This window comes from Mesorhizobium sp. B2-3-4 (genome assembly GCF_006442315.1).
Taxonomy (GTDB): domain Bacteria; phylum Pseudomonadota; class Alphaproteobacteria; order Rhizobiales; family Rhizobiaceae; genus Mesorhizobium.
Map to the genome: position 1 here is coordinate 1 of NZ_VFVY01000005.1, position 21,403 is coordinate 21,403.

14 protein-coding genes and 1 tRNA gene are annotated in these 21,403 nt (G+C 63.2%); 3 read left to right on the plus strand and 12 right to left on the minus strand.

Annotated elements, in window-relative coordinates:
* From FJ967_RS09655 to FJ967_RS09665, 3 genes are all read right to left on the minus strand, one after another.
* Window positions 1-356 (minus strand): aldehyde dehydrogenase family protein (locus FJ967_RS09655; protein ID WP_181175748.1); only part of this gene is annotated, 356 nt, incomplete at its 3' end.
* Window positions 357-377: 21 nt separating this feature from the next.
* Window positions 378-1,799, minus strand: coding sequence for an FAD-binding oxidoreductase (locus tag FJ967_RS09660; protein WP_140731491.1), 1,422 nt, complete (start codon window positions 1,797-1,799; stop codon window positions 378-380).
* A 9-nt stretch (window positions 1,800-1,808) separates the two neighbouring features.
* A complete protein-coding gene (locus tag FJ967_RS09665) occupies window positions 1,809-3,206 on the minus strand; it encodes a VOC family protein (RefSeq protein WP_140731733.1) in 1,398 nt (465 codons plus the stop codon).
* Between the two features lie 109 nt (window positions 3,207-3,315).
* Here FJ967_RS09665 and FJ967_RS09670 point away from each other — a divergent pair, with 109 nt between their 5' ends.
* Complete coding sequence (locus FJ967_RS09670) at window positions 3,316-4,218, plus strand: LysR family transcriptional regulator (protein ID WP_140731492.1); 903 nt, start codon at window positions 3,316-3,318, stop codon at window positions 4,216-4,218.
* A 298-nt stretch (window positions 4,219-4,516) separates the two neighbouring features.
* Here the strand turns inward: FJ967_RS09670 and FJ967_RS09675 are convergent.
* Both FJ967_RS09675 and FJ967_RS09680 read right to left on the minus strand, forming a co-directional pair.
* Window positions 4,517-4,593 (minus strand) — tRNA-His (locus FJ967_RS09675).
* Between the two features lie 350 nt (window positions 4,594-4,943).
* Window positions 4,944-5,402 carry a phasin gene (locus FJ967_RS09680; protein WP_140731493.1) on the minus strand — a complete coding sequence of 153 codons (459 nt, stop codon included), beginning with the start codon at window positions 5,400-5,402 and terminating at the stop codon, window positions 4,944-4,946.
* Between the two features lie 249 nt (window positions 5,403-5,651).
* Between FJ967_RS09680 and FJ967_RS09685 the strand changes: the two genes are divergently transcribed.
* Window positions 5,652-9,812 carry a PAS domain S-box protein gene (locus FJ967_RS09685; RefSeq protein ID WP_140731494.1) on the plus strand — a complete coding sequence of 1,387 codons (4,161 nt, stop codon included), beginning with the start codon at window positions 5,652-5,654 and terminating at the stop codon, window positions 9,810-9,812.
* A gap of 248 nt (window positions 9,813-10,060) precedes the next feature.
* Here the strand turns inward: FJ967_RS09685 and FJ967_RS09690 are convergent, their stop codons facing one another.
* The gene (locus FJ967_RS09690; RefSeq protein WP_140731495.1) at window positions 10,061-12,019 is read right to left on the minus strand and encodes an acetoacetate--CoA ligase; all 1,959 of its coding nucleotides are present in this window, start codon (window positions 12,017-12,019) and stop codon (window positions 10,061-10,063) included.
* 243 nt (window positions 12,020-12,262) lie between these two features.
* On the opposite strand from FJ967_RS09690, the gene FJ967_RS09695 reads away from it, so the two are divergent.
* Window positions 12,263-14,116: an AsmA family protein gene (locus tag FJ967_RS09695; RefSeq protein WP_140731496.1), complete on the plus strand. Its 1,854-nt coding sequence runs from the start codon at window positions 12,263-12,265 to the stop codon at window positions 14,114-14,116.
* Window positions 14,117-14,243: 127 nt separating this feature from the next.
* Here the strand turns inward: FJ967_RS09695 and FJ967_RS09700 are convergent, their stop codons facing one another.
* From FJ967_RS09700 to FJ967_RS09725, 6 genes are all read right to left on the minus strand, one after another.
* Window positions 14,244-15,062, minus strand: a complete 819-nt coding sequence (locus FJ967_RS09700; protein WP_140731497.1) for an ABC transporter permease subunit — start codon at window positions 15,060-15,062, stop codon at window positions 14,244-14,246.
* The gene (locus FJ967_RS09705) at window positions 15,059-16,027 is read right to left on the minus strand and encodes an ABC transporter permease subunit (protein WP_140731498.1); all 969 of its coding nucleotides are present in this window, start codon (window positions 16,025-16,027) and stop codon (window positions 15,059-15,061) included. Before FJ967_RS09705 ends, FJ967_RS09700 begins: the two co-directional genes overlap by 4 nt.
* 9 nt (window positions 16,028-16,036) lie before the next feature.
* Window positions 16,037-17,176 (minus strand): ABC transporter ATP-binding protein, encoded by a 1,140-nt coding sequence (locus FJ967_RS09710; protein WP_140731499.1) that lies wholly within the window; start codon window positions 17,174-17,176, stop codon window positions 16,037-16,039.
* 76 nt (window positions 17,177-17,252) lie between these two features.
* Window positions 17,253-18,350 carry a polyamine ABC transporter substrate-binding protein gene (locus FJ967_RS09715; RefSeq protein ID WP_140731500.1) on the minus strand — a complete coding sequence of 366 codons (1,098 nt, stop codon included), beginning with the start codon at window positions 18,348-18,350 and terminating at the stop codon, window positions 17,253-17,255.
* Between the two features lie 325 nt (window positions 18,351-18,675).
* Window positions 18,676-19,629 carry a DMT family transporter gene (locus tag FJ967_RS09720; RefSeq protein WP_140731501.1) on the minus strand — a complete coding sequence of 318 codons (954 nt, stop codon included), beginning with the start codon at window positions 19,627-19,629 and terminating at the stop codon, window positions 18,676-18,678.
* A gap of 153 nt (window positions 19,630-19,782) precedes the next feature.
* Window positions 19,783-21,222, minus strand: coding sequence for a helix-turn-helix domain-containing protein (locus FJ967_RS09725; protein ID WP_140731502.1), 1,440 nt, complete (start codon window positions 21,220-21,222; stop codon window positions 19,783-19,785).
* Window positions 21,223-21,403: the final 181 nt, after the last annotated feature.

The window sequence follows — 21,403 nt, forward strand, 5'->3', positions numbered from 1 at the left end:
TCGATCATTTCCTGCACTTCGCCGAGCCCCTCGGACGGGATCTTGCCGACCTCGATCGACACCAGCCGGCCGAGCTCTGCCTTGTGCGCGCGAAGTTCCTCGCCGAGCAGCCGCACCAGTTCGCCGCGCTTGGGACCCGGAACCAGCCGCCATGACTGGAAAGCCTTGTGCGCTCCGTCGATGGTCTTTGCCGCGTCGGCTGGCGAGATCGTCTTCAGCGCCGCGATCTGCTCGCCCGTCACCGGGCTGCGCACGATCAGGTCGCCGCCCGAAAGCGCCTCCCTGGCCACGCCCAGTTTAGCCAGAAGCTCTGCCGTTTCCTTCGCCACATCCATCGATTTGACCGCAATGTTCATCTGAAGAACTCCTGTCCTGATCTATCCGAAACACACCGAGCCGAGACGTCCAGGCGATGTCAGTCGCTTCAGGCCGGCGGCAAGGTCCTTGCTTTTCTGTTGGGTGTAGAGGTCGTAATAGGCCTGGTTTTTCCGGCCTATTCCGTGCTCGGCGCTGAAGCTGCCGCCGAACCGTTCGACGGCGACGGAATAGACCCAGTCGCGCAGCTGTTGTTCGAGACGATCATCGACAAGGCCGGTGCGCGCCTCGTCGATGACGAGATTGAAATGCACGCCGCCATCGCCGACATGGCCGAAATCGAAGATCGAGACACCGGCAAAATGGCCGGGCAGCTCAAGCTTCATCCAGTCGCGGAACGCCAGCACGTCCGCACGGCGGAACGACAGATCGAAAGCGACAAGGCGTCCGGCATGCCTGACGCCTTCCGACAATGTGTGACGCAGCGCCCACATCTCATGGGCGGGACCGACGAAAGCGTCGGCGAGCGGCATGCCGTCCGCTTCCCATATCTCGGTCAGCGCGGCTTCCAGGACCGCATCGAGGCGCTGTTCGCCATCGCGCGGCGTCCAGCTGCGTGAAATTTCAGCCAGGATGACATAGTCGGGGATATCCCGGTTGCGGAAGGGATTGCGAAGCGATGGGACATGGGCGAGCGCGGCGCCGATGGCATTGGCGGACATGCCCTCGAACGCCGACAGATACGAGCCAAGCCGCTCCTCCATCATGCGCAGCAACAGCATGACCGCACCGCCGTTTCGCGGCACCAGATAGGCGGTCGAGACCTGCCTGGGCAAACGCTCCAGATTGAGCACGCACTCGGTGACGATGCCGAAGGCGCCGGAGGTGCCGACGAAAAGCTGCTTCCAATCGACGCCGGTGTTGTTCTTGCGCAATCCCGACAGCAGGTCGACCACGCTGCCGGCCTCATCGGCTAGAACGACTTTCACACCAAGCGTGTTGTTGCGCACATCGCCATATCTGAGGAAACGCGAGCCGCCGGTGTTGGTCGCCAGCATGCCGCCGATGCGCGGATCGGCGCCGAGGTCGACTGGAAACAGCAGACCATGCGGCTCAAGCCGTGCGTTGATGTCCGAAAGCCGGGCGCCGGCATCGACATGCAGCGATCGGTTGTCGACATCGAGATCGAAGATCGGCGTCATGCGATCGAGGCTGAGCACGACCTGCTCGCCGCTGCCGTCCGGTGTCGAACCCGACACCAATCCCGTATTTCCGGATTGCGCGACAAGCGAGAGACCTTCGCGGACACAATAAGCAACGCAGGCGGATATCGCTGCTGTATCGCATGGGCGCAAGACGAGTGCGGCACGGCCCCTGTCGTAACGGGCGCCGTTCTCATAGGGAGCCATCCCGGCGGGGTCACGCACGACACCCTGATCGCCGAGGATTTCCGCCAGTGCCGCCTTGTGCCGCTCGTTGATCATGCCTGCCGTCTATTCTGCCGCCTGGAGGCTGCGCAGCGTGCTCAGACACCTGTCGATCGACGCCTGTTCGATGGCCGCATAGTGCTCGAACTCGTCGAGAACGGCAGCCCCGAGGGCCGTTTCGAAACGCTGCTGGTTCGGACTAGCGACAAAGTCCTGCCCAGCATCGTCGCCGAGATTGGATTGAAAGATGCCGGCAGCGCTCACCGGAAGGAAATCCTCATAGACGATAGGATCGAAACGGACATAGCCTTGGCTCAGCAAGCCATCGATCCCGTCCGCACAGGTACCTCGAACCTGGTGCCCGCGCTCGGTCGGCGAATAGGTGAAATAGCCTAGACCAGCCGCACGGATGCCTTCCCATGTATCGGGGAATGCCTCGAATGCCCGAGACAGGGCCGCGACATATTCGGCCGCATTCGACCCGTCTGCGGCCGGACGGACGACGGCGCGGGTGGTCTCCAACAGCCTGTCGTATAGCGCCCTGCCTTTTGCCGTCAGTGCGATGCCGCGTTGCTCGATCTCGCCGAAACGCGCCGTGTGCGAGCCTTTCGTCCAGCCATCGCCGGACTTGAAGGACACCGCTTCATCCAGCGCCTTGAACGACGTCTGCCGCAGGAGGATCGGGCACGTGCGCGATGGCGGTCCTTCGATAACCGCTTTCGGCACGATGCCGCGCGCCGGCATTGCGCGTTGCACCGCATCGATGTCCAGCGTGCCTGGGGTGAGATGATTGATGTGCGGTCCCTTGAAGGAGACCACGTCGGCGACCAGCCGATGCGCCTGATGCAGCCTGCGGTACATGTCGGCGCTAACGCAGGCCCGGTCATGCCAGCGGAAGGTCTCGAGAATTTCGGCGACAAACTGGTCCGCATCATCACGATGCAGGCCGCCCTGCCCATGGGCAAGATCGGTCAATCTCAGGGCGTTGGGGGTGAAAATCCGGCGATCCGCGAGGACGTCCTGCGCTTCCTTACGCAAACGTTCGTCGGCGATCAGATCGATCCTTAGCAAAGAGGTGAACACACGAAACGGATTGGTGTTGAGCGCCTCGGCGCCAACCGGGCGGAATGCCGTCGCGTGAACGGGTACGCCCGCCGTGCTGAGGTCATAGTAGCCGACCGGATGCATGCCCATCACCGCAAAGACGCGCCGCATCATCGACAGTTCGGCCGGCGTTCCCAGGCGGATCGCGCCATGGCGCTCATGGGAAATGCGATCAAGCGCACCCGCTGCTTCAAGCTGCCGGCGCAGCGCCGGCGTGGCTTCCAGCACTTCGGCGTTGATCTCGGCGACCAGCTCCATCAGAGTCCCGTAGGCGGGGACCTCGGTTCGATACATGGCCGACATCGCCGACGAGAAGGCAGCGCGGATCTCGTTGGGAGCAATGAAAACAACGTCTTTCATGGTGCGGTGCCGCTTGTCAGAAAAGAGAAGATCATTCCGAAAAAGAGTGATATCGAACTTCAGGCAGCGCGGATTGCAATGATTTCGAATAGGTTGATGCTGGATACGCATGATGCTGAGCAGAAGCTTGATGCCCGACCTGCTCGCGATCCAGGCGTTCGAGTGCGCGGCGCGACATGCGAGCTTCACGCGCGCCGGCCGCGAGCTCAACCTGACGCAGAGCGCCGTCAGCCGTCAGGTGAAAGACCTGGAAAACTATCTCGGAACCCAGCTGTTCGACCGCATCCGGCAACGCGTGGTGTTGTCCGAGGATGGACGGCGCTTTCTGCCGGAGGCACGAAAGCTGCTCCGGCAGGCCGAGGAAACGATGCTGCGCGCCATGTCCTCGGCGGAAGCCAGATCGAGCCTCAGCATCGCCACCTTGCCGACTTTCGGCAGCCGGTGGCTCAGTCCGCGCCTGCCCGATTTTCTGCGCCAGCACCCTGGCGTCGTTCTCGACGTCGGCTCGCGATCGTCGCCGTTTGATTTCGAAGAAGGGAATTTTGAAATCGCCATCCACTATGGCCGGCCGATCTGGGCGGGCGCCACCTGCACTTATCTCTGCAGCGAGTCCATCCTGCCGGTAGCCGGCGGCGCGCTGCTGCGGTCAGAAGTTGCTATGACGCCCGCCGCTTTTCTCAACGCGCCATTGCTGCATCTGACGACGCGTCCAAGGCTTTGGTCGCAATGGCTTGAGCTGGCGGGGCAAACCGATGAGAGTGCATATCGCGGGCATCGTTTCGATCAATTCTCGATGATCATCGAGGCGGCGGTTGGCGGCATGGGTTACGCGCTGCTGCCCCGCTACCTCATCGAACAGGAATTGAAATCCGGTGAGCTTCGGGTCGTTCTCGACCTGCCTATGGAAACAGACAATTGCTATTATGTCGTCTTGCCGGAACTCAGAGCCCATTCTCCCATATGCCAGCATTTCGTTGCGTGGCTGATGGGTCAGATCGGCAAGAGCATCTAGAACGGCTCGGCGTCTCCGAAGCCGCCGGACCAATCTGCATCGGCCGGGGCGCCGGCACACCACGGTCGCCAATTGCCGCATGCATCGTTGCGCAGTCTTTTACCGCCCGCGGAATTGCGTAGCTGTGATGGTGCAGTCGACGAAAAGGACAATTGACGAACGGGCATCGGCCCTAAGTTCGTTCAAACCGCCGATGAATTGGTAGCACAATATATAACATACACGCTGGAATAAGCTTGACACTCCGTGTCTGCCGCAAATTTCTCAGCAAATTCAATACATTACATGCAAAATCCGATGGTACCGTTGGCTGGGATCGAACCAGCGACCTCCGGATCCACAATCCGGCGCTCTAACCATCTGAGCTACAACGGCACGTCTCAACGTTGGTAGCAGGATCGAGGTCGAAGGTTCATTCTCCGCGATCCGCTCTCTCGTTCGGCGATGCGTCCTTACGGGCTAATGGATTTTAATTCAAGGGTTTTGCGAGGCAAAGGTTGCTTGCCCACAACAGGTACCTTTTCACCGGGCAAAGAAAAAGGCCGGCGGGAGGAGGTGCCGGCCTTTTCCTGTTACGAGCCAGCGGGAGGAGGTGCTGGCTGGTCACCCCGGAGGTGGAGGGAGGAGGTTCCACCCGCCGGGTATTCATCTGACCGTCACTGTCTCACATCTATTTGTCCGACAAAATGCGACCTTTTGTTGCATCAGCGAACGATGTGCAGAAATCAGGCAGCCTTGATTTCCTTGATCGCCTTCTCGAAGGCGGTCTTGATCGGCTTGGAGACGTCCTCGGCCGCCTTGGAGGCGACAGCCTGGAAGTCCTTGGCCTGCTCGACGCTCAGTTCGACGCGCTTGCGCAGGAAGGCGGTCTGCAGCTCGACGACTTCCGACAGCGACTTGGCGGCGATCAGGGCTTCGAGATGCGAGAAGCCGGCCTCGGCATTGGCACGCAGCGCGGCGATGGTCTTGAGCGACAGGTCGCTGGAAACGGTCTTGGCGGTCTCATAGGTCGACTCCAGAGCCTTCTGGGTCTCCTCGGCACCGGTCTTGAGCTTGGCATAGGCCTCCTTCGACTGCTCAACGCCCTTTTCGGCGAAAGCGCGCATCTGGTCGGTGGCCTTGGAAGCGTCGAAGCTCGGGAATTCAACGTTTTCGATCGTCTCGGCAGTCTTGGTCCTGGACATTTTCCATCCTTTTCAGCGGCAGCGGCTTTGACAGAAAGCCGTCTCGTTCATGTATGATGGCAATATAAAGGCAAATTTTGTGCATTGCAATATCTTTGTTGCACTGCACAAAAAAATTCTTTCCGGCCGTTAACCAAACGGCCAAAATTCGGCCTTTGCACGTTCTGGCTTGTGGACCTTCGCGGCTGCGGCTTTTATTAACAAAGCGTTAACTGCAAATTCGCCGCTCCGTGAGGGTTCGCCAAGCGCATGCCGTCCGAATATTCCTTCCTCGACGTCGCCGTGCTCGACGCGGTCCGCGAGCGGTTTGCCGCCGGCGACGCGATTGCGATCCTGTCGGTGGACCTCGAGCAGGTGATCTGGGCCAATGGGCCAGGCGCGGCCATGTTCGGCTATCCCGATATCGAAGCCATCATCGGCGCCTCGGCGCAGTTGCCGTCGATTGCGCGTCGCCAGATCATGGCCACCAGCGGTTTTCCCAAGATCGGCAGCGACCGGTCGATCATGGTGCGCCTGGCGACCGGCATGACCAGCCGCGCCGTCGGCTTCCTGGCCAGTGCGGTGACGCTGCCCGACGGGGAAGATGCCATCATGCTGGCGGTGCCGGCGGCGCAGACCGGCTCGCGCAGCGCCGGCGAGATCGCCGCGCGGGCCATCAGCGGCTTCACCGAAGATGGCCACTTCATTGCCTTCATCGACGCCAAGGGCAATGTCGAGGCCGCCTCGGAAGGATTTTCGGCGCTTGGCATTGAGCCCGCGACACTGGCGGCGCTGGTGGCTGACGTCGCGGCCGAGGGCGAGCGCATCGTCAAGCGCCTCGTTCCGGGCGGCAGGACCTCCTACCCGGCCGGCCTCGCCCGGCTGACGCCGGAGCGGCATCTGCTGGTGGTGATCGACGAGGATCAACTCGAGGACAACGCATCTGCCCCGGCGGCTTCCTTGGACAGCCCGCCCGCGGCAGGCGAAGGCCCCGCCGAAGAGACTGCCGGCACGACAGGAGCGCCGGAAACCGCCCCGACAGAATACGAGCCCCCGCAGGACAATCAGCCGACGGCAGATGTTGCGCGGGCAGAGGCGATCGAACCGTTTGCCGCCGCCGAGGCCGGGCAGGAACCCGCCCCTTCCGACCCCGTGCCAGCCGATATGCCGGAACGGACGGCACAAGAGATCGAGGAGCCGACGCCATCGACACCGGTTGCCGCCGACAATGATCAGCCGGCAGCGGGCACGCCGGCACAGCACGATCATTGGTATTTCAATGCCGGCGAAGACGACTCGCCAGCCGCGCCGGAACCGAAAGGCGTGGCCGAAGCGGCCGTCACCGAGCCCCCGGCAGACAGCGTGAGGCAGGACGAGCCCACCGCACCCGTGGCTCCGGCCGCGCCCGTGGCCACCCGGACGATAGACCGCTCGGCGGCGCCGATGCGTTTCGTCTGGCGCACCGACGCCGAGGGCAAGTTCAGCACGCTGTCGCCCGAATTCGCCGATATTGTCGGCCAGCCGGCCGCCGACGTGATCGGCCGACGCTTCAGGGATGTCGCGGCGGCGTTCGGCCTCGATGCGTCCGGCGAGATCGCCGGCCTGCTGGAGAGGCGCGATACCTGGTCGGGCCGTTCCGTGCTGTGGCCTGTGGTCGGCACCGACCTGAAAATCCCGGTCGATCTGGCGGCATTGCCTGTCTATGGCCGCAGCCGCGCCTTCGAAGGTTTCCGCGGCTTCGGCGTCGCGCGAATCGGCGATGCGGTCGTCGATCCGGAAGCGATCGGCATGGCGCTGGTGCCTAATGGCGAGATGCCGGCGGCGGCGAAACCGGAAGCCGTGGAGACAGTGCCTGAGGAGCCGAAGGCCGGGGAGCCCATTGCGTCGGATCCGTTCAAGGGCGAAGTGCCGGCGCTGACCATCGTTCCCAAACCGGAGCGGCGCTTCGCCGACAAGGTCATCAGGCTGGCCGAACACCGCCAACCTGCCAATGACAAGGGTCTGTCGACGCTGGAGCGCAGCGCCTTTCGCGAGATCGGCGAGCGGCTGAAGAAGGACAGTTCCACGGCCGAGCCGCCGGAAGCGGAAAAGCCGAACCTGGAAAGCCCGGCAAGGCCGACGATCGAGACGCCGGCTGATCCGTCGGCACAAACGGGCGCACAAGCGTCGGCCGGGAAGACGGATGCTCCTGTCGAGCCGACCGCCGAGGCCGCGTCCACGCCCGATGCCGTCCGGCGCGACGAGCCGCAAGAGGCCGGCGAAGCCGAGACGAAGCCGGATGAGGAAGCACCGCCGGAGGAAGCGGCCGACAGCGATGCCGGGGACGAAGCGGACCTGGCACTGCTGGACGGCGCTCATCCCGACGATCTGGCTCGCGACGATGTGGCTCGCGACGATGTGGCTCGTGACGATGTGGCTCGTGACGATGTGGCTCGTGACGATGTGGCTCGTGACGATGTGGCTCGTGACGAGCCGGCCGGTGTCTTGCCGCCCGTCAAGGGGTCACTGCTCAACTACGCCGAACAAAGCGACGAACCCAGTTCCATCGCAGACAACGATCAGCAGGTTGGTTCCGAGCCGGCGGCGTCTGAAACGCCGGAAACCGCCACGCCCGCCACTGCCGACGAACAACGGGTCACAACCGGCAACGCCGTGCATGACGCCGCCGACGACGATGACAGCATGACGGCCGCCGATTTCCGCGATGCCGAGGACAATGAGGACTGGTCCGGCGGCGGGGAAACGGCAGAGGTCGATGACCGCATCGCCGCGCCTTCCGAAGCACCGGCCGCCATGCAAGCCGCCACGTCCTCCGACGAGACCGCCAGCACGGACGATGCGGCCGAGATGCCGATCCAGCGGCCGCGCCTGCAGGTGCCGCCGCTCAAGACGCAGGGCTTCGTGCCGTCGGCTTTTGCCGTGGGTGACGAGAGCAAGGCGCCCGATACGTCACTGCTTGGCAAGCTGCCGGTGCCGCTGATCATCCATTCGGGCGACCAGTTGCACTATGCCAACGAGGAATTCCTCGATTTGACCGGGTACGAGACGCTCGATGATCTCGACGACGCCGGCGGCCTTGGCGCGCTGTTCGCCGATCCTTATGCCGATGACGGCGCCTCCGACGGCGGCGACCGGGCGCTGCGGCTGAAGACGCGCGAGGGACAGGAATTCCCGATCGACGCCATCCTGCGCTCCGTGCCCTGGCGCGACGGCAAGGCCCTGATGCTGGTCGTTCGCCGTTCCGGCGAGGAGGACGCGCCAGCGGCCCTTCACGCGGTCGGCGAGGAGCCGGCGCAGCCCGACATTTCCGAGCTCAAGGCCCGCATCGCCGAGATGCGCACCATCATCGACACCGCTACCGACGGGGTGGTGCTGATCGGCAGCGACGGCACCATCCGCTCGATCAGCCGCCCGGCCGAGGCGCTGTTCGGCTTCGACAGCGACGAAGTGATGGGCAAGCCGTTCGCCTCGCTGTTTGCCATCGAAAGCCAGCGCGCGGCGCGCGACTATCTCAGCGGCCTGTCGGAGCCTGGCGTGGCGAGCGTGCTCAACGATGGCCGCGAAGTGATCGGCCGGGAAGCGCAGGGCCGCTTCATCCCGCTGTTCATGACCATCGGCCGGCTGCCCAACGACAGCGGCTTCTGCGCCGTGGTACGCGACATTACCCAGTGGAAGCGGGCCGAAGAGGACCTCACACAGGCGCGCGCGGTGGCCGAGCGCGCCTCCTCGCAGAAGACCGATTTCCTCGCCCGCATCAGCCATGAGATCCGCACACCACTCAATGCCATCATCGGCTTTTCCGAATTGATGGTCGACGAGAAGTTCGGGCCGGTCGCCAATGACCGCTACCGCGACTATCTCAGAGACATCAACCGCTCGGGCAATCATGTGCTCGACCTGGTCAACGACCTCCTGGACATCTCGAAGATCGAAGCCGGCCAGCAGGAAATGGCCTATGAGGCGGTGTCGCTCAACGATACGCTGGCCGAAACCGTCGCGATGATGCAGCCGCAGGCCAACCGCGAACGCGTCATCATCCGCTCCAGCTTCGCCTCGCGGCTGCCAGAGGTAGTGGCTGATTTGCGCAGCGTGCGCCAGATCGCGCTCAACATCCTGTCCAACGCCGTCCGTTATACCCAGGCCGGCGGCCAGGTGATCGTCTCGACCGCCTATGAGAGTTCGGGCGACGTCGTCATGCGGGTGCGCGATACCGGCATCGGCATGAGCCCGGCCGAGATCGAACAGGCGCTGAAGCCGTTCAAGCAGATCAATGCGCTGAAGCGCGGACGCGGCGACGGCACCGGCCTTGGCCTGCCACTGACCAAAGCCATGGTGGAAGCCAACCGCGCCCGCTTCACCATCAATTCGACGCCCGGCGAAGGCACGCTGGTCGAGGTTGCTTTTCCTTCGACCCGGGTGCTGGCGGATTAGCACGCCCAAAAGAAAAGGCGCCCGATAAGGACGCCTTAGGAGATGGGATTGCTGTCACAACGGGGGCTTGAGCGAATTCAGATCCTCCGGGGGCTGAGGAACGGGATTTCTCCCTCAAGTTACATGCGACTATCGACGCCGGCCCTTAACAAGTCCTTACCGGCTCGCCGAAAAATTTACGAATGTGTACCACTCGTGAAATCTAGGTAAATTCGGCCGCCAGATTTCATTAACCATGCCGGTTGCGGTCACTGGGCAAGCTGCGGCAGGTCGCGGAACAGCTCGAGCGCTTCCGGGTTGGCCAGCGCTTCCTTGTTCTTGATGGCGCGGCCGTGCACGACGTCGCGCACCGCAAGCTCGGTGATCTTGCCCGACTTGGTGCGCGGAATGTCCGACACGGCGACGATCCTGGCCGGCACGTGGCGCGGGCTGGCACCGGTGCGGATCTTGGCGCGGATGCGCTTCTCCAGGTCTTCGTCGAGGCTGACGCCCGCGGCCAGCCGCACGAACAGGACCACACGCACGTCATTGTCGAAATCCTGGCCGATGCACAGCGCTTCCAGGATTTCCGGCATCTGTTCGACCTGGTTGTAGATCTCCGCCGTGCCGATGCGCACCCCGCCCGGATTGAGCGTGGCATCGGAGCGGCCATGGATGATCATGCCGCCATGCGCGGTCCATTCGGCGAAGTCGCCATGGCACCAGACATTGTCGAAACGCTCGAAATAGGCCGCCTGGTATTTCTTGCCGTCGGGATCGTTCCAGAAGCCGATCGGCATGGACGGAAACGCCTTGGTGCAGACCAGTTCGCCCTTCTCCTGCCTGACTGGCTTGCCGTCATCGTCCCAGACATCGACGGCCAGCCCAAGGCCCGGACCCTGGATCTCCCCGGTCCAGACGGCTTGTGTCGGCACGCCGAGCACGAAGCACGAAACGATATCGGTGCCGCCTGATACCGAGGCCAGGTGCACGTCCTTCTTGATGCCGTCATAGACGAAGCGGAAATCCTCGGGCGACAGCGGCGAGCCGGTCGAGGAGATGGCGCGAACGGTGGACAGATCATGGCTGCGGATCGGCTTGAGGCCCGCCTTGCGCACGGAATCGATGAACTTGGCCGAGGTGCCGAAGAAGGTCATTTTCTCGGCATCGGCGAAGTCGAACAGCACCTTGCCGTCGGGATAGAAGGGCGAACCATCGTAGAGCAGCAGCGTCGCGCCCGACGCCAGGCCCGATACCAGCCAGTTCCACATCATCCAGCCGCAGGTGGTGAAGTAGAAGAAGCGGTCGCCGTCGAGCAGGCCGGCGTGCAGCCGGTGTTCCTTGACATGCTGGATCAGCGTGCCGCCGGCCGAATGGACGATGCATTTGGGAATGCCGGTGGTTCCGGAGGAAAACAGGATGTAGAGCGGATGCGAAAACGGCAGCCGCTCGAAGGTGACCGGCCTGACGGCGAAGGGCGACAGCGCCTCTTCCAGCGCTGCCGCCTTGTCGATGGTGTCGGCGACATCGGCGGAGGTGCCGAGATAATCGACGAGCAGTACCTTGCGAACACTGGCGAGCTTGGCGGCGACCGCCCTGACCTTGTCGGCGACCTCGATGGCCTTGCCGTTATACCAATAGCCGTCCGGCGCGATGAAGATAACGGGCTCGATCTGGCCGAACCGGTCGAGCACGCCCTGCTCGCCGAAATCGGGCGAACAGGACGACCACACCGCGCCGATCGAAGCCGCTGCCAGCATGGCGGCGACGGCTTCGGGCATATTGGGCATCATCGCGGCAATGCGGTCGCCCTTCTTGACCTTGAGCGACAGGAAAAGCTGCTGCAGGCGCGAGACCAGGCCATGCAGTTCGTTCCACGACAGCCGCCTCTCGACCTTGTCTTCGCCGCGAAAGACGATCGCCTCGCCGGAGCCGGTCTTCTTCAGAAGGTTCTCGGCGAAATTCAACGATGCGTCGGGGAAAAACGAAGCGCCCGGCATCTTCTCGCCGTTGACCAGCAGGCGTTCGCCCTTGTCGCCCTCAAGGCCGCAGAAATCCCAGACCTGATCCCAGAACGCCTCCCGGTTCTCGATCGACCAGCGGTGAAGGTCGGCATAGGAGGAGAACGGGCTGCCGGCAGTCGCGGCCGCGACCTTCGTGAAGGCCGTCAAGGGCGAGGCATCAATCTGGTCTTGCGTCGGGGTCCAGAGCGGTACTTCGCCAGCCATCATCGATCCTCCCAGGGTCGTCATCGCTTATGCATATCGCAACGCAGCAGAGCAAGATTTTGTTGAGCCGGTGCGGCCGGGTGTGCGCAAATGCCATCGCCGGGCCATAAAGACTTGAAATGCGTGAGCCCTAAGTCGTAGTGACGATTTGAAGTCGTAGTGACGACCTGAAGTCGTAGTCACGACAGGGGGTAAAACCCGCCGAACGGTCTTTTTTGTCGGAATGGAAGCATACGGGGCTATATGCCATCATCCTTGATCCGCCGCGGAATATGGGCGATCGGCGCTGCCGTGATCGTCATCGCCCTGGTGGTCGCGGCCCTGCCGCTGATCGCCTCGACGCGGATCGTGCGTGACCGCATCGCCTGGGAATTGAGCGCCTGGAGCGGCTTTCGGGTTGCGATCGAGGGATCGCCGCGCATCGAAGTCTGGCCGAAATTCCGCGCGATCCTGACCGATGTGACATTGTCCAAGTGGACGGATGCCGACGCGCCGCCGGTCGTCGAAGCCGAACGGGTCGAGGTCGACCTCTCGGCCATGGCGGCATTGCAGGGCGACGTGGTGTTTTCCACGGCACGGCTGGTGCGCCCGACGATCCGGGTCCAGCGCACGACGGATGGCCTGTTCCTGCCCACCGCACCGACGGGCGGACGCATTGCGCGTTCCATCGACACGGCGCGTGGCGTGGTCAGCGCCGACCCCGCCAAGCCCGATCTGGACAAGCTGCCGGCCGACACGTTCGGCACGGTGGAGTTCAGGGATGGCCGCATGGTGGCCTCCGTCAACGGCAAGGATGAGGAAATCCTGAGCAGTCTTAGCGGTCAGGCCACCTGGGCGGCGATGAACAGCAATGCGACGCTGTCCGCGACCGGGATCTGGCGTGGCGAAAGCGTGAGCCTGGACGCCGCCTCGCCGAGGCCGCTGGTGCTGTTTGCCGGAGGCATGGCGCCGCTCACCCTGTCCTTCAAGGCCGCGCCCGCCACCTTCTCCTTCGACGGCACCGCCAGCATGTCCGAGAACGGCTATTTCGACGGCCAGGTGAAGTTCGCGGCGCCGTCTCTGCGCCGCGTGCTGGAATGGTCGCAGGCCGGCATCGCGCCGAGCGCCGCGATCGGCTCGGTCAGCATTTCGAGCAAGATCACGGCATCGGCCGGACGCGTAAAATTCGAGAACACCGCGCTGGCGCTGGACAACAATCCGGGTATGGGCGCGCTGGACGTATCGCTTGGCGAGGCACAGCCGGTGATCTCTGGCACGCTCGCCTTCGACACGCTCGACCTCAGGTCGTTTCTGTCCGCCTTCACGCCGCTGGGACCGGCGAGCAACGGCGAGCCAGGCCAGGTCGACACGAGTTTCGCCGATCGGGTCAATCTCGATCTCAGGCTGTCGGCGGCGCATGCCACGGCCGGTGCCATCCAGCTCGCCGACGTCGCCGCCACCGCCCAGGTTAAGGACGGTCTTTCGGTCTTCGACATCTCCGACGCTTCGGCTTTTGGCGGCAACATCCAGACCAGCCTCCGTTTCGACCGCAAGCCGGAAGGCACCCAGGTCGAGATCCGGCTGCTGGCTTCCGATGTCGATGGCGGTGCGTTCGGCACCGCGGCCGGGATGACCCGGCTGGTGCCGGTCGGCACCGGCACCGTTTCGGTTATCCTCAAGGGACCGGGAAGGACCTGGGATTCGATCTTCGAAAACGCCGACGGCTCGGTCTCGGCGACCTTCGGCCCCGGCGCGCTCAGCAAATTCAACCTGCCGGCCTTTCTAAAGCATACCGAACAAAGCGGCTTCTTCGCCCTCGACGACGTCTCGGACGGGACCTTGCCCATCGACGGCGCCGAGGTGAAGGCAACCATTTCGAGAGGCGTGGCGAGACTGGACAAGGCCGAGGCCAATTCGGCGAAATACAAGATCTGGCTTTCCGGCATCGCCTCCTATGCCGGGCGCGGACTGGCCCTTTCGGGGGGCGTCATCCAACCGGATCAGGCGGCAACGCAAAAAAGCGGCCAGCAAGGTCCCAACCAGTCGTCGTTCTTCGTCGGCGGGACGTGGAGCACGCCGTTCATTTCACCGATAACCCGCGGTGTTTCAGGGGAATAGAGCAGGTCCGGGGTAGCGGCTCACCGTTGTTTGACAAACCGGCTAACCGTCCTGTTTTGACGCAGACGTCCCCCCAGAAACAGGGGGAGGTCTGGGCGACATGCATCCATCCTCGACGTCCAGCCCCTCACCCGCGTTGCGCGGCACGCTCGTCGAGTTGGCGCTGTACCTCGCGGCGCTTGTTGGCGATCGAAGCGATGATCACGCCAACCGCGACGACCGCGATCAGGATGGTGCAGGCGGCATTGATCTCCGGCGTCACGCCGAGACGGACCTGGCTGTAGATCTTCATCGGCAGCGTGGTGGCGCCGGGGCCGGAGGTGAAGGAGGCGATGACCAGATCGTCGAGCGACAGCGTGAAGGCCAGCATCCAGCCGGACACGATCGCCGGCAGGATGACCGGCAAGGTGATCTGGAAAAACGTCTTGGCGGGCGTTGCGCCGAGATCCATCGCAGCCTCCTCCAGCGAGCGATCGAAGGACACCAGGCGCGACTGCACGACGACCGCCACGAAGCACATTGTGAGCGTGATGTGGGCGAGCGTGACGGTAAAGAAGCCGCGGTCGAGACCGACGGCGACGAAGAGCAGGAGCAGCGACAAGCCGGTGATGACTTCCGGCATCACCAGCGGCGCGAAAACCATGCCGGAAAACAGCACCCTGCCTCTGAAGCGCGTGTAGCGCGTCAGGGTGAGCGCGGCCAGCGTGCCGAGCACGGTCGCGACCGTCGCCGAAATGACGCCGACGCGCGCCGTCACCCAGGTGGCGTCCATCAGGCCCTGATTGTGGAACAGCGAGACGTACCATTTGGTCGAGAAGCCGCCCCAGACGGTGACCAGCTTGGACTCGTTGAAGGAGAAGACGACGAGAAGCACGATCGGCAGATACAGGAAGGCAAAACCAAGCACGATCGAGGTGACGTTGAAGCGGCTCCAGGTGGTGTTCATTTGCCCTGCTCCTGTGCCTTGGCCTGTGCCTGCTGGAAGAACATGATCGGCACGGTCAGCAACAGAAGCAGGATGACGGCGACGGCCGACGACACCGGCCAGTCGCGGTTGGCGAAAAACTCGTTCCACAAGGTCTTGCCGATCATCAGCGTCTGCGAACCGCCGAGAAGATCGGGGATGACGAACTCGCCGACGGCGGGAATGAACACCAGCAGGGCGCCGGCTATGACGCCAGGCAGCGACAGCGGGAAGGTGATCTTCCAGAAGGCGGACGTCGGCGGACAGCCGAGATCCTTGGCCGCCTCGATCAGGGAATAGTCCATCTTTTCCAGCGAGGAATAGAGCGGCAGCACCATGAACGGCAGGTAGGAATAGACGATGCCGATGAAGATTGCCGTATAGGTGTTGAGGATGACCAGCGGCTGGTTGATGATGTGCAGCGACAGAAGCAGCTGGTTGAGCAGGCCCTCGGGCTTGAGGATGCCGATCCAGGCATAGACGCGGATCAGGAACGACGTCCAGAACGGCAGGATGACCAGCATCAGCAAGGTCGGGCGGATTGTGGCCGGCGCCCGCGCCATGCCGTAGGCGATGGGGTAGCCGACGATCAGCGTCAGCACAGTCGAGATCGCGGCAATGACCACGCTGGTGATGTAGGCCTTGAAGTAGAGGGCGTCCTGCGTCAGCCAGACATAATTGTCGAAGTTGAGATCGCGAAAGCCGGCGAAGAAGCCGGAAATGCCGTCCCTGAAATCAAGCACCGGCGTGTAGGGCGGCATGGCGATGGCCGTCTGCGACAGCGATATCTTGAAGACGATGACGAAAGGGATGAGGAAGAAGAACAGCAGCCAGAGATAGGGAACGATGATGACGAGCCGATTGACGAAGCCTGTGCCCAGGCGCGTCAGGAACGGCTTGGCGGCAGTCGATGGCGCGGCGGCATCGGTGACGGCGATGTTGGACATGCCAGCCCCCTATCGTGCCAGCACGACGCCGGCGTCGGGCCGGAAGGACACCCAGGCGCGGTCGTTCCAGGTCAGCGGGTCCTCGGTGACGCGCGCCGCGTTGAGCGCGCTTGCCCGCACGATCTGCCCGTCGTCCAGCCTGACGTGATAGACGGTCATGTCACCGAGATAGGCGATGTCGTAGACCTCGCCCTCCAGCGCATTGACGGCATCGGCCGGCTTCTTCGACGACACCCTGATTTTCTCCGGCCTGATGGCGAAGACGATATCGGCGTTGGCGGTCGCGGCGCCGCCATTCTCGACGACGATCTGGGCTCCGCTCGGTCCGGTGATGCGTGTCGTGTTGGCCGACCGCTCGGCGACCTTGCCCTCGAACATGTTCACATTGCCGACGAAATGGGCCACGAACCGGGAGGCCGGCGCTTCATAGATTTCCGCCGGCGTCGCCACCTGCATGACCTCGCCCTTGTCCATGATGGCGATGCGGTCGGCCATGGTCATGGCCTCTTCCTGGTCATGGGTGACGACGACGAAGGTGAGGCCGAGCTCCTGCTGCAGATCCATCAGTTCGAACTGGGTTTCCTCGCGCAATTTCTTGTCGAGCGCGCCGAGCGGCTCGTCGAGCAGCAGCACTTTCGGCCGCTTGGCAACCGAGCGGGCAAGCGCGACGCGCTGGCGCTGGCCGCCGGAGAGCTGGTGAGGCTTGCGCTTGGCGAACTGCTCGAGTTTGACCAGCTTCAGCATCTCGGCGACGCGCTTTTCGATATCGGGCTTGGGCATCCCTTCCTGCTTGAGACCGAAGGCGATGTTGTTCTCCACCGTCATATGCGGGAACAGCGCATAGGACTGGAACATCATGTTGACCGGCCGCCGATAGGGCGGAATGCCGCGCAGATCCTGGCCGTCGAGCAGGATGCGGCCCGATGTCGGTTCCTCGAAGCCGGCCAGCATCCTCAGCAACGTCGACTTTCCGCAACCGGAGGCCCCGAGCAGGGCGAAGAATTCGCGCTCGAAAATGGTCAGCGACAAATTGTTGACGGCGGTGAAGTCACCGAACTTCTTGGTGACGTTGTCGAACTGGATATAAGGCTTGGCGTTCGGGTCGTTCCATGGCGCGAAATCCCTGCGGATGCTGCCAAGCGATTTCATATCCCCACTCCCGTGTTTTTCATTCCCCAGAAAAAATCGACCCCGGCAGTTGGCTGCCGGGGTCGCGTCGAACCGCCTACTGGCCGGTCACGACCTTGGTCCAGCTGCGCGTGACGATGCGCTGGGTCTTGGGATCGTAAGGCTGGACGGTGTAGAGCTTCTCCAGCGTCGCCGCGTCCGGATAGACCGACGGGTCGTCCAGAAGCGCCTTGTCGACGAATTGCTGCGATGCCTTGTTGCCGTTGGCATAAAGGACATAGTTCGACGATTTGGCGATCACTTCCGGCGTCATCATGTAGTTGATGAATTCGAGCGCTTCGGCGACATGCGGCGCATCGGCGGGGATCGCCATCTGATCGAACCACATCTGGGCGCCTTCCTTCGGCACGGAATAGCCGATTTCCACGCCCTGCTTGGCCTCGACCGCACGGTTGCGGGCCTGGAAGACGTCACCCGACCAGCCGACCGCCAGGCAGATATCGCCATTGGCAAGAGCGTTGATGTATTCGGACGAATGGAACTTCCTGATATAGGGCCGGATCTTGAGAAGGGCTTCCTCGGCCTTGGCGATATCGTCGGGCGCGGTGCTGTTCGGGTCCAGACCGAGATATTTCAGCGTCGCCGGCAGGATATCGGACGGAGAATCCAGCACGTAGACGCCGCAATCCTTCAATTTGGCCAGGCTCTGCGGATTGAAGAACGTATCCCAGCTGTCGATCTTGTCGGTGCCGAGCGCGGCCTGCACTTTCTTGATGTTGTAGCCGATGCCGACCGTGCCCCACATGTAATTGACCGAGTATTCGTTGCCGGGGTCGTATTTGGCGGTGCGCTCCGAGACCGTATCCCACATGTTGGAAAGGTTCGGCAGTTTCGACTTGTCGAGCTTCTGGAAGACACCGGCCTGAATCTGGCGGGCCAGGAAATTGCCGCTCGGAACGACGACGTCATAGCCGCTGCCGCCGGCAAGCAGTTTGGTTTCCAGGATTTCGTTGGAATCAAAGGTGTCGTAAACGACCTTGATGCCGGTCTTCTTGGTGAAATCATCGATGATCGAACTGTCGATATAGTCCGACCAGTTGAAGACGTTGACGACGCGGTCCTCGGCGTGACCCGCGGGCGTCAAAAGCGCCAGAAATACCGAGGTCGCCGAAAGCCAGAGCGCTTTGCGGATCATGCTATTCTCCTTTGGTGAGTGTTCCATTGCCAGCGCGTCGCGACATGGTCGCGCGGCCGGGCATTTGCTTCAGACTATTGAGCTTTCCGGAGGCCCACAAGCGCCATTCGGCACGCCGCCCGCGGCCGGGTTGTCCCGGCCTGGAAGGAATTGCGGTGCCGTCAGAAGCTTTCGCCGCCGTGCGGACAGGGATACTAGAATGTGGTCCGGTCTCGATCGGGCCGCCGGGGAGACTTGGCAAGATACGCCTGTCTTGTTGTTGCCGTATTCCCAGCCTGCCCGGGCGGCAGCGACGTTGTCAATGGGCAAAGCTTCAGCGCCCGCATCAATTAGGCGAAGGCACTCCGGTGACCCCGGCCCGCTGCGGCCGTGCCTGACGCTTGAATTCAAGCGCGATATGGACAAGCAGCGCCGTGACCACAACCGCGCCGCCGACGATGGTGCGGCCGGACGGCACCTCGGAATGGATGAGCCAGACCCATATCGGCCCCAGGATCGGCTCGAACGTGCCGAGCAGCGCCGCGATCGCCGCCGGGATCAGGCGCGCGCCGGTGGCGAAGAAGGCAAGGCCGAGGCCAAGATTGACCACGCCGAAGAGGAAGAGAAAGCCCATGTCGGCGGCCGACACCGTGAAGGTCGAGGCCTGCGAGGCGGCAAAGCCCGCAGCCAGGATGGTGCCCAGACAGGTCGCCGGCGTCATGCGCACACTGGAGAACCGTCGGGTGATGACGGTAGCGATCGAGAACATGAACGCGATCAGCAGGGCCAGTCCGTCGCCTATGGGCGAGACGGCGCCATCAAGCGATTCCGACACCATGATGGAGACGCCGGCGATGACGGCGGCGATCGCCACCCAGGTCACGACCGACACTTTTTCGCGAAACAGCGCCCAGGCAAAGAGGGCCGCCAGGAGCGGCACGCCTGCCTGCATCAGGAGGATGTTGGCGACGGTGGTGTAGGCAAGCGCCACGACGAACGAGGTCGACGCGATGGCGAAGCAGAATCCGACGGCAAGGCCGGGCAGGCCCATATCGCGAAACATTCTGACCATGCCCCGCCAGCCGTCGCGCCAGATCATGAAAGAGATCAGGAAGGCCGCCGCCCAGACCGAGCGCCAGAAGATAACCGTCCAGCTATCGCCGACGCTGATGAAGCGGGCGATGGTGCCGCCGAAACTCCACATCAACGCCGACAGGAATACAAGCAGGAAGCCAATGCGCTCCTCCCGCTGCGGGGCGGTCGATGCAACGAAGTCCGGCGATGAGGCTGTGTCTGTCATGGGCGCGACTGTCGGGCTTTTGTGGACGGGACGATGCGCAAGGGACGACAAGAATATGCTTCGTTCGCGTATCGCAAACGCTTGAGCCAGGCGTGATCCAGAGCCAGGCGACGATTGTGACACCTCGCCGCCCCGCCCCCGACAGTCGCCGCCTTACTGGAAGTCGAACGCGCTCAGGCCGGTCACCATCTCGTCGAGGCCGAGGGGACGCGTTACCGGCGGTTCGGCGCGCGCCAGGCAGCCGGCGCGCTCGCATAGCCGGCAGGCCGGGCCGACAGGCGTCGCCGTCACGGCCGCCGGCTTTGCCGCCGCCAGACCAGGCAATGCCGCGCCGTAGACGATGTCGTCACGAAAGCCGATGTCGCAGCCGAGCAGCAGCGCGGTGCGACGCGGGCGCTCGGAGAACGCGCCCTGCGGCCCCTCGAGCGTGCGGGCGATGCACAGGAATTCGGCGCCGTCGGGCATTTCCACCGCCTCGACGAAGATTTGGCCGGGCAGGGTGAAAGCGACATGCACGGGAAGTTTTGGGCAGCTTCCGCCAAAGCGGCTGTGCGGAAAACCCTGGCTGCCGGCCCTGCGGAAACGGTTGCCGGCATTGTCGACCTCCAGCATGAAGAAGGGCACGCCCGTAGCGCCCGGCCTTTGCAGCATGGTCAGGCGGTTTGCCGCCTGCTCGAAGGAAACGCCAAACCGCGAGCGCAGCACGTCGATATCGTAGCGTGAGCGAACGGCGGCCGCGTGAAAAGCCTGATAAGGCATCATCAGCGCATGGGCGGCATAGCGGCCGAGTTCGAAGCGGGCAAGGCGGCGCGCCTCGTCCGTGGAGAGCTTCAGTGCCTGGATCTCGCCGGCGACCGCGACCGTCATGCGGATCAGGCAAGCCTCCATCGCGACTTCACGCAGTTGGTCGAACGGCGACAGGCGCTCCGACAGGAACAGGCGCTGCGAGTGACGATCGTAGCGGCGGCGCCAGTTCGGCATGGTGGCGACCGGCAGAACCTTGACCACGATGCCGTATTCGCGCCTCAGCCAGGCCTTCAGCGCGCCGAACAGGTCGTCGCCGGGATCAAGCACCGACGTGAACGCCTCGGCCTCTTCCTCGAGCGAGGGAAAGTGGTTCGCCCGCCGCTCGAAAATCTCGTGCACCTCGTCGATCGGCAGCCGTGCGCCGGAGAGCGCGGTAGCGCGTCCCTCGCGTGCCAAAAGCTCGTTGATATCCGAAAGCCGCTCGGCCTGCTCGCGATAGGCGCGGAACAGTTTTATCACGGCGGCCGACGCATTGGGCGCCGCCTCGGCAAGCTCGATCAGTTCCTGATCGCCCGGCAGCTCGCCGACCAGCAGCGGATCGGTGAACACCTCCTTCAGGGCGGCGACCGAACCCCGCGCCTCGCCCTGGAGTTCATGCGGATCGACCTTGTAGACGGAGGCCAGCTTGAGGATCAGTTGCACCGTCAGCGGCCGCTGGTTGCGCTCGATCAGGTTGAGGTATGACGGCGAGATGCCGAGCCCTTCGGCCATCGCCGTCTGGGTCAGGCCCTTGGCGCCGCGGATGCGGCGGATGCGCGGCCCGGCGAAGATCTTCTGGTCAGCCATCAGCCGCCCTTGACAGGATTTTACACGACATCCGTCGCAATTTCAGCCTCGCCGCCTTTACACAATTGACAAATTTACAGCGCTTTGCTGTCAAACACAACACAGGTTTTCCCTTATATTTGGCCGGATTTCTTGATTTTTCTGGCTCATTTTGCACCGCAATGTAAATTCCGTCACATAG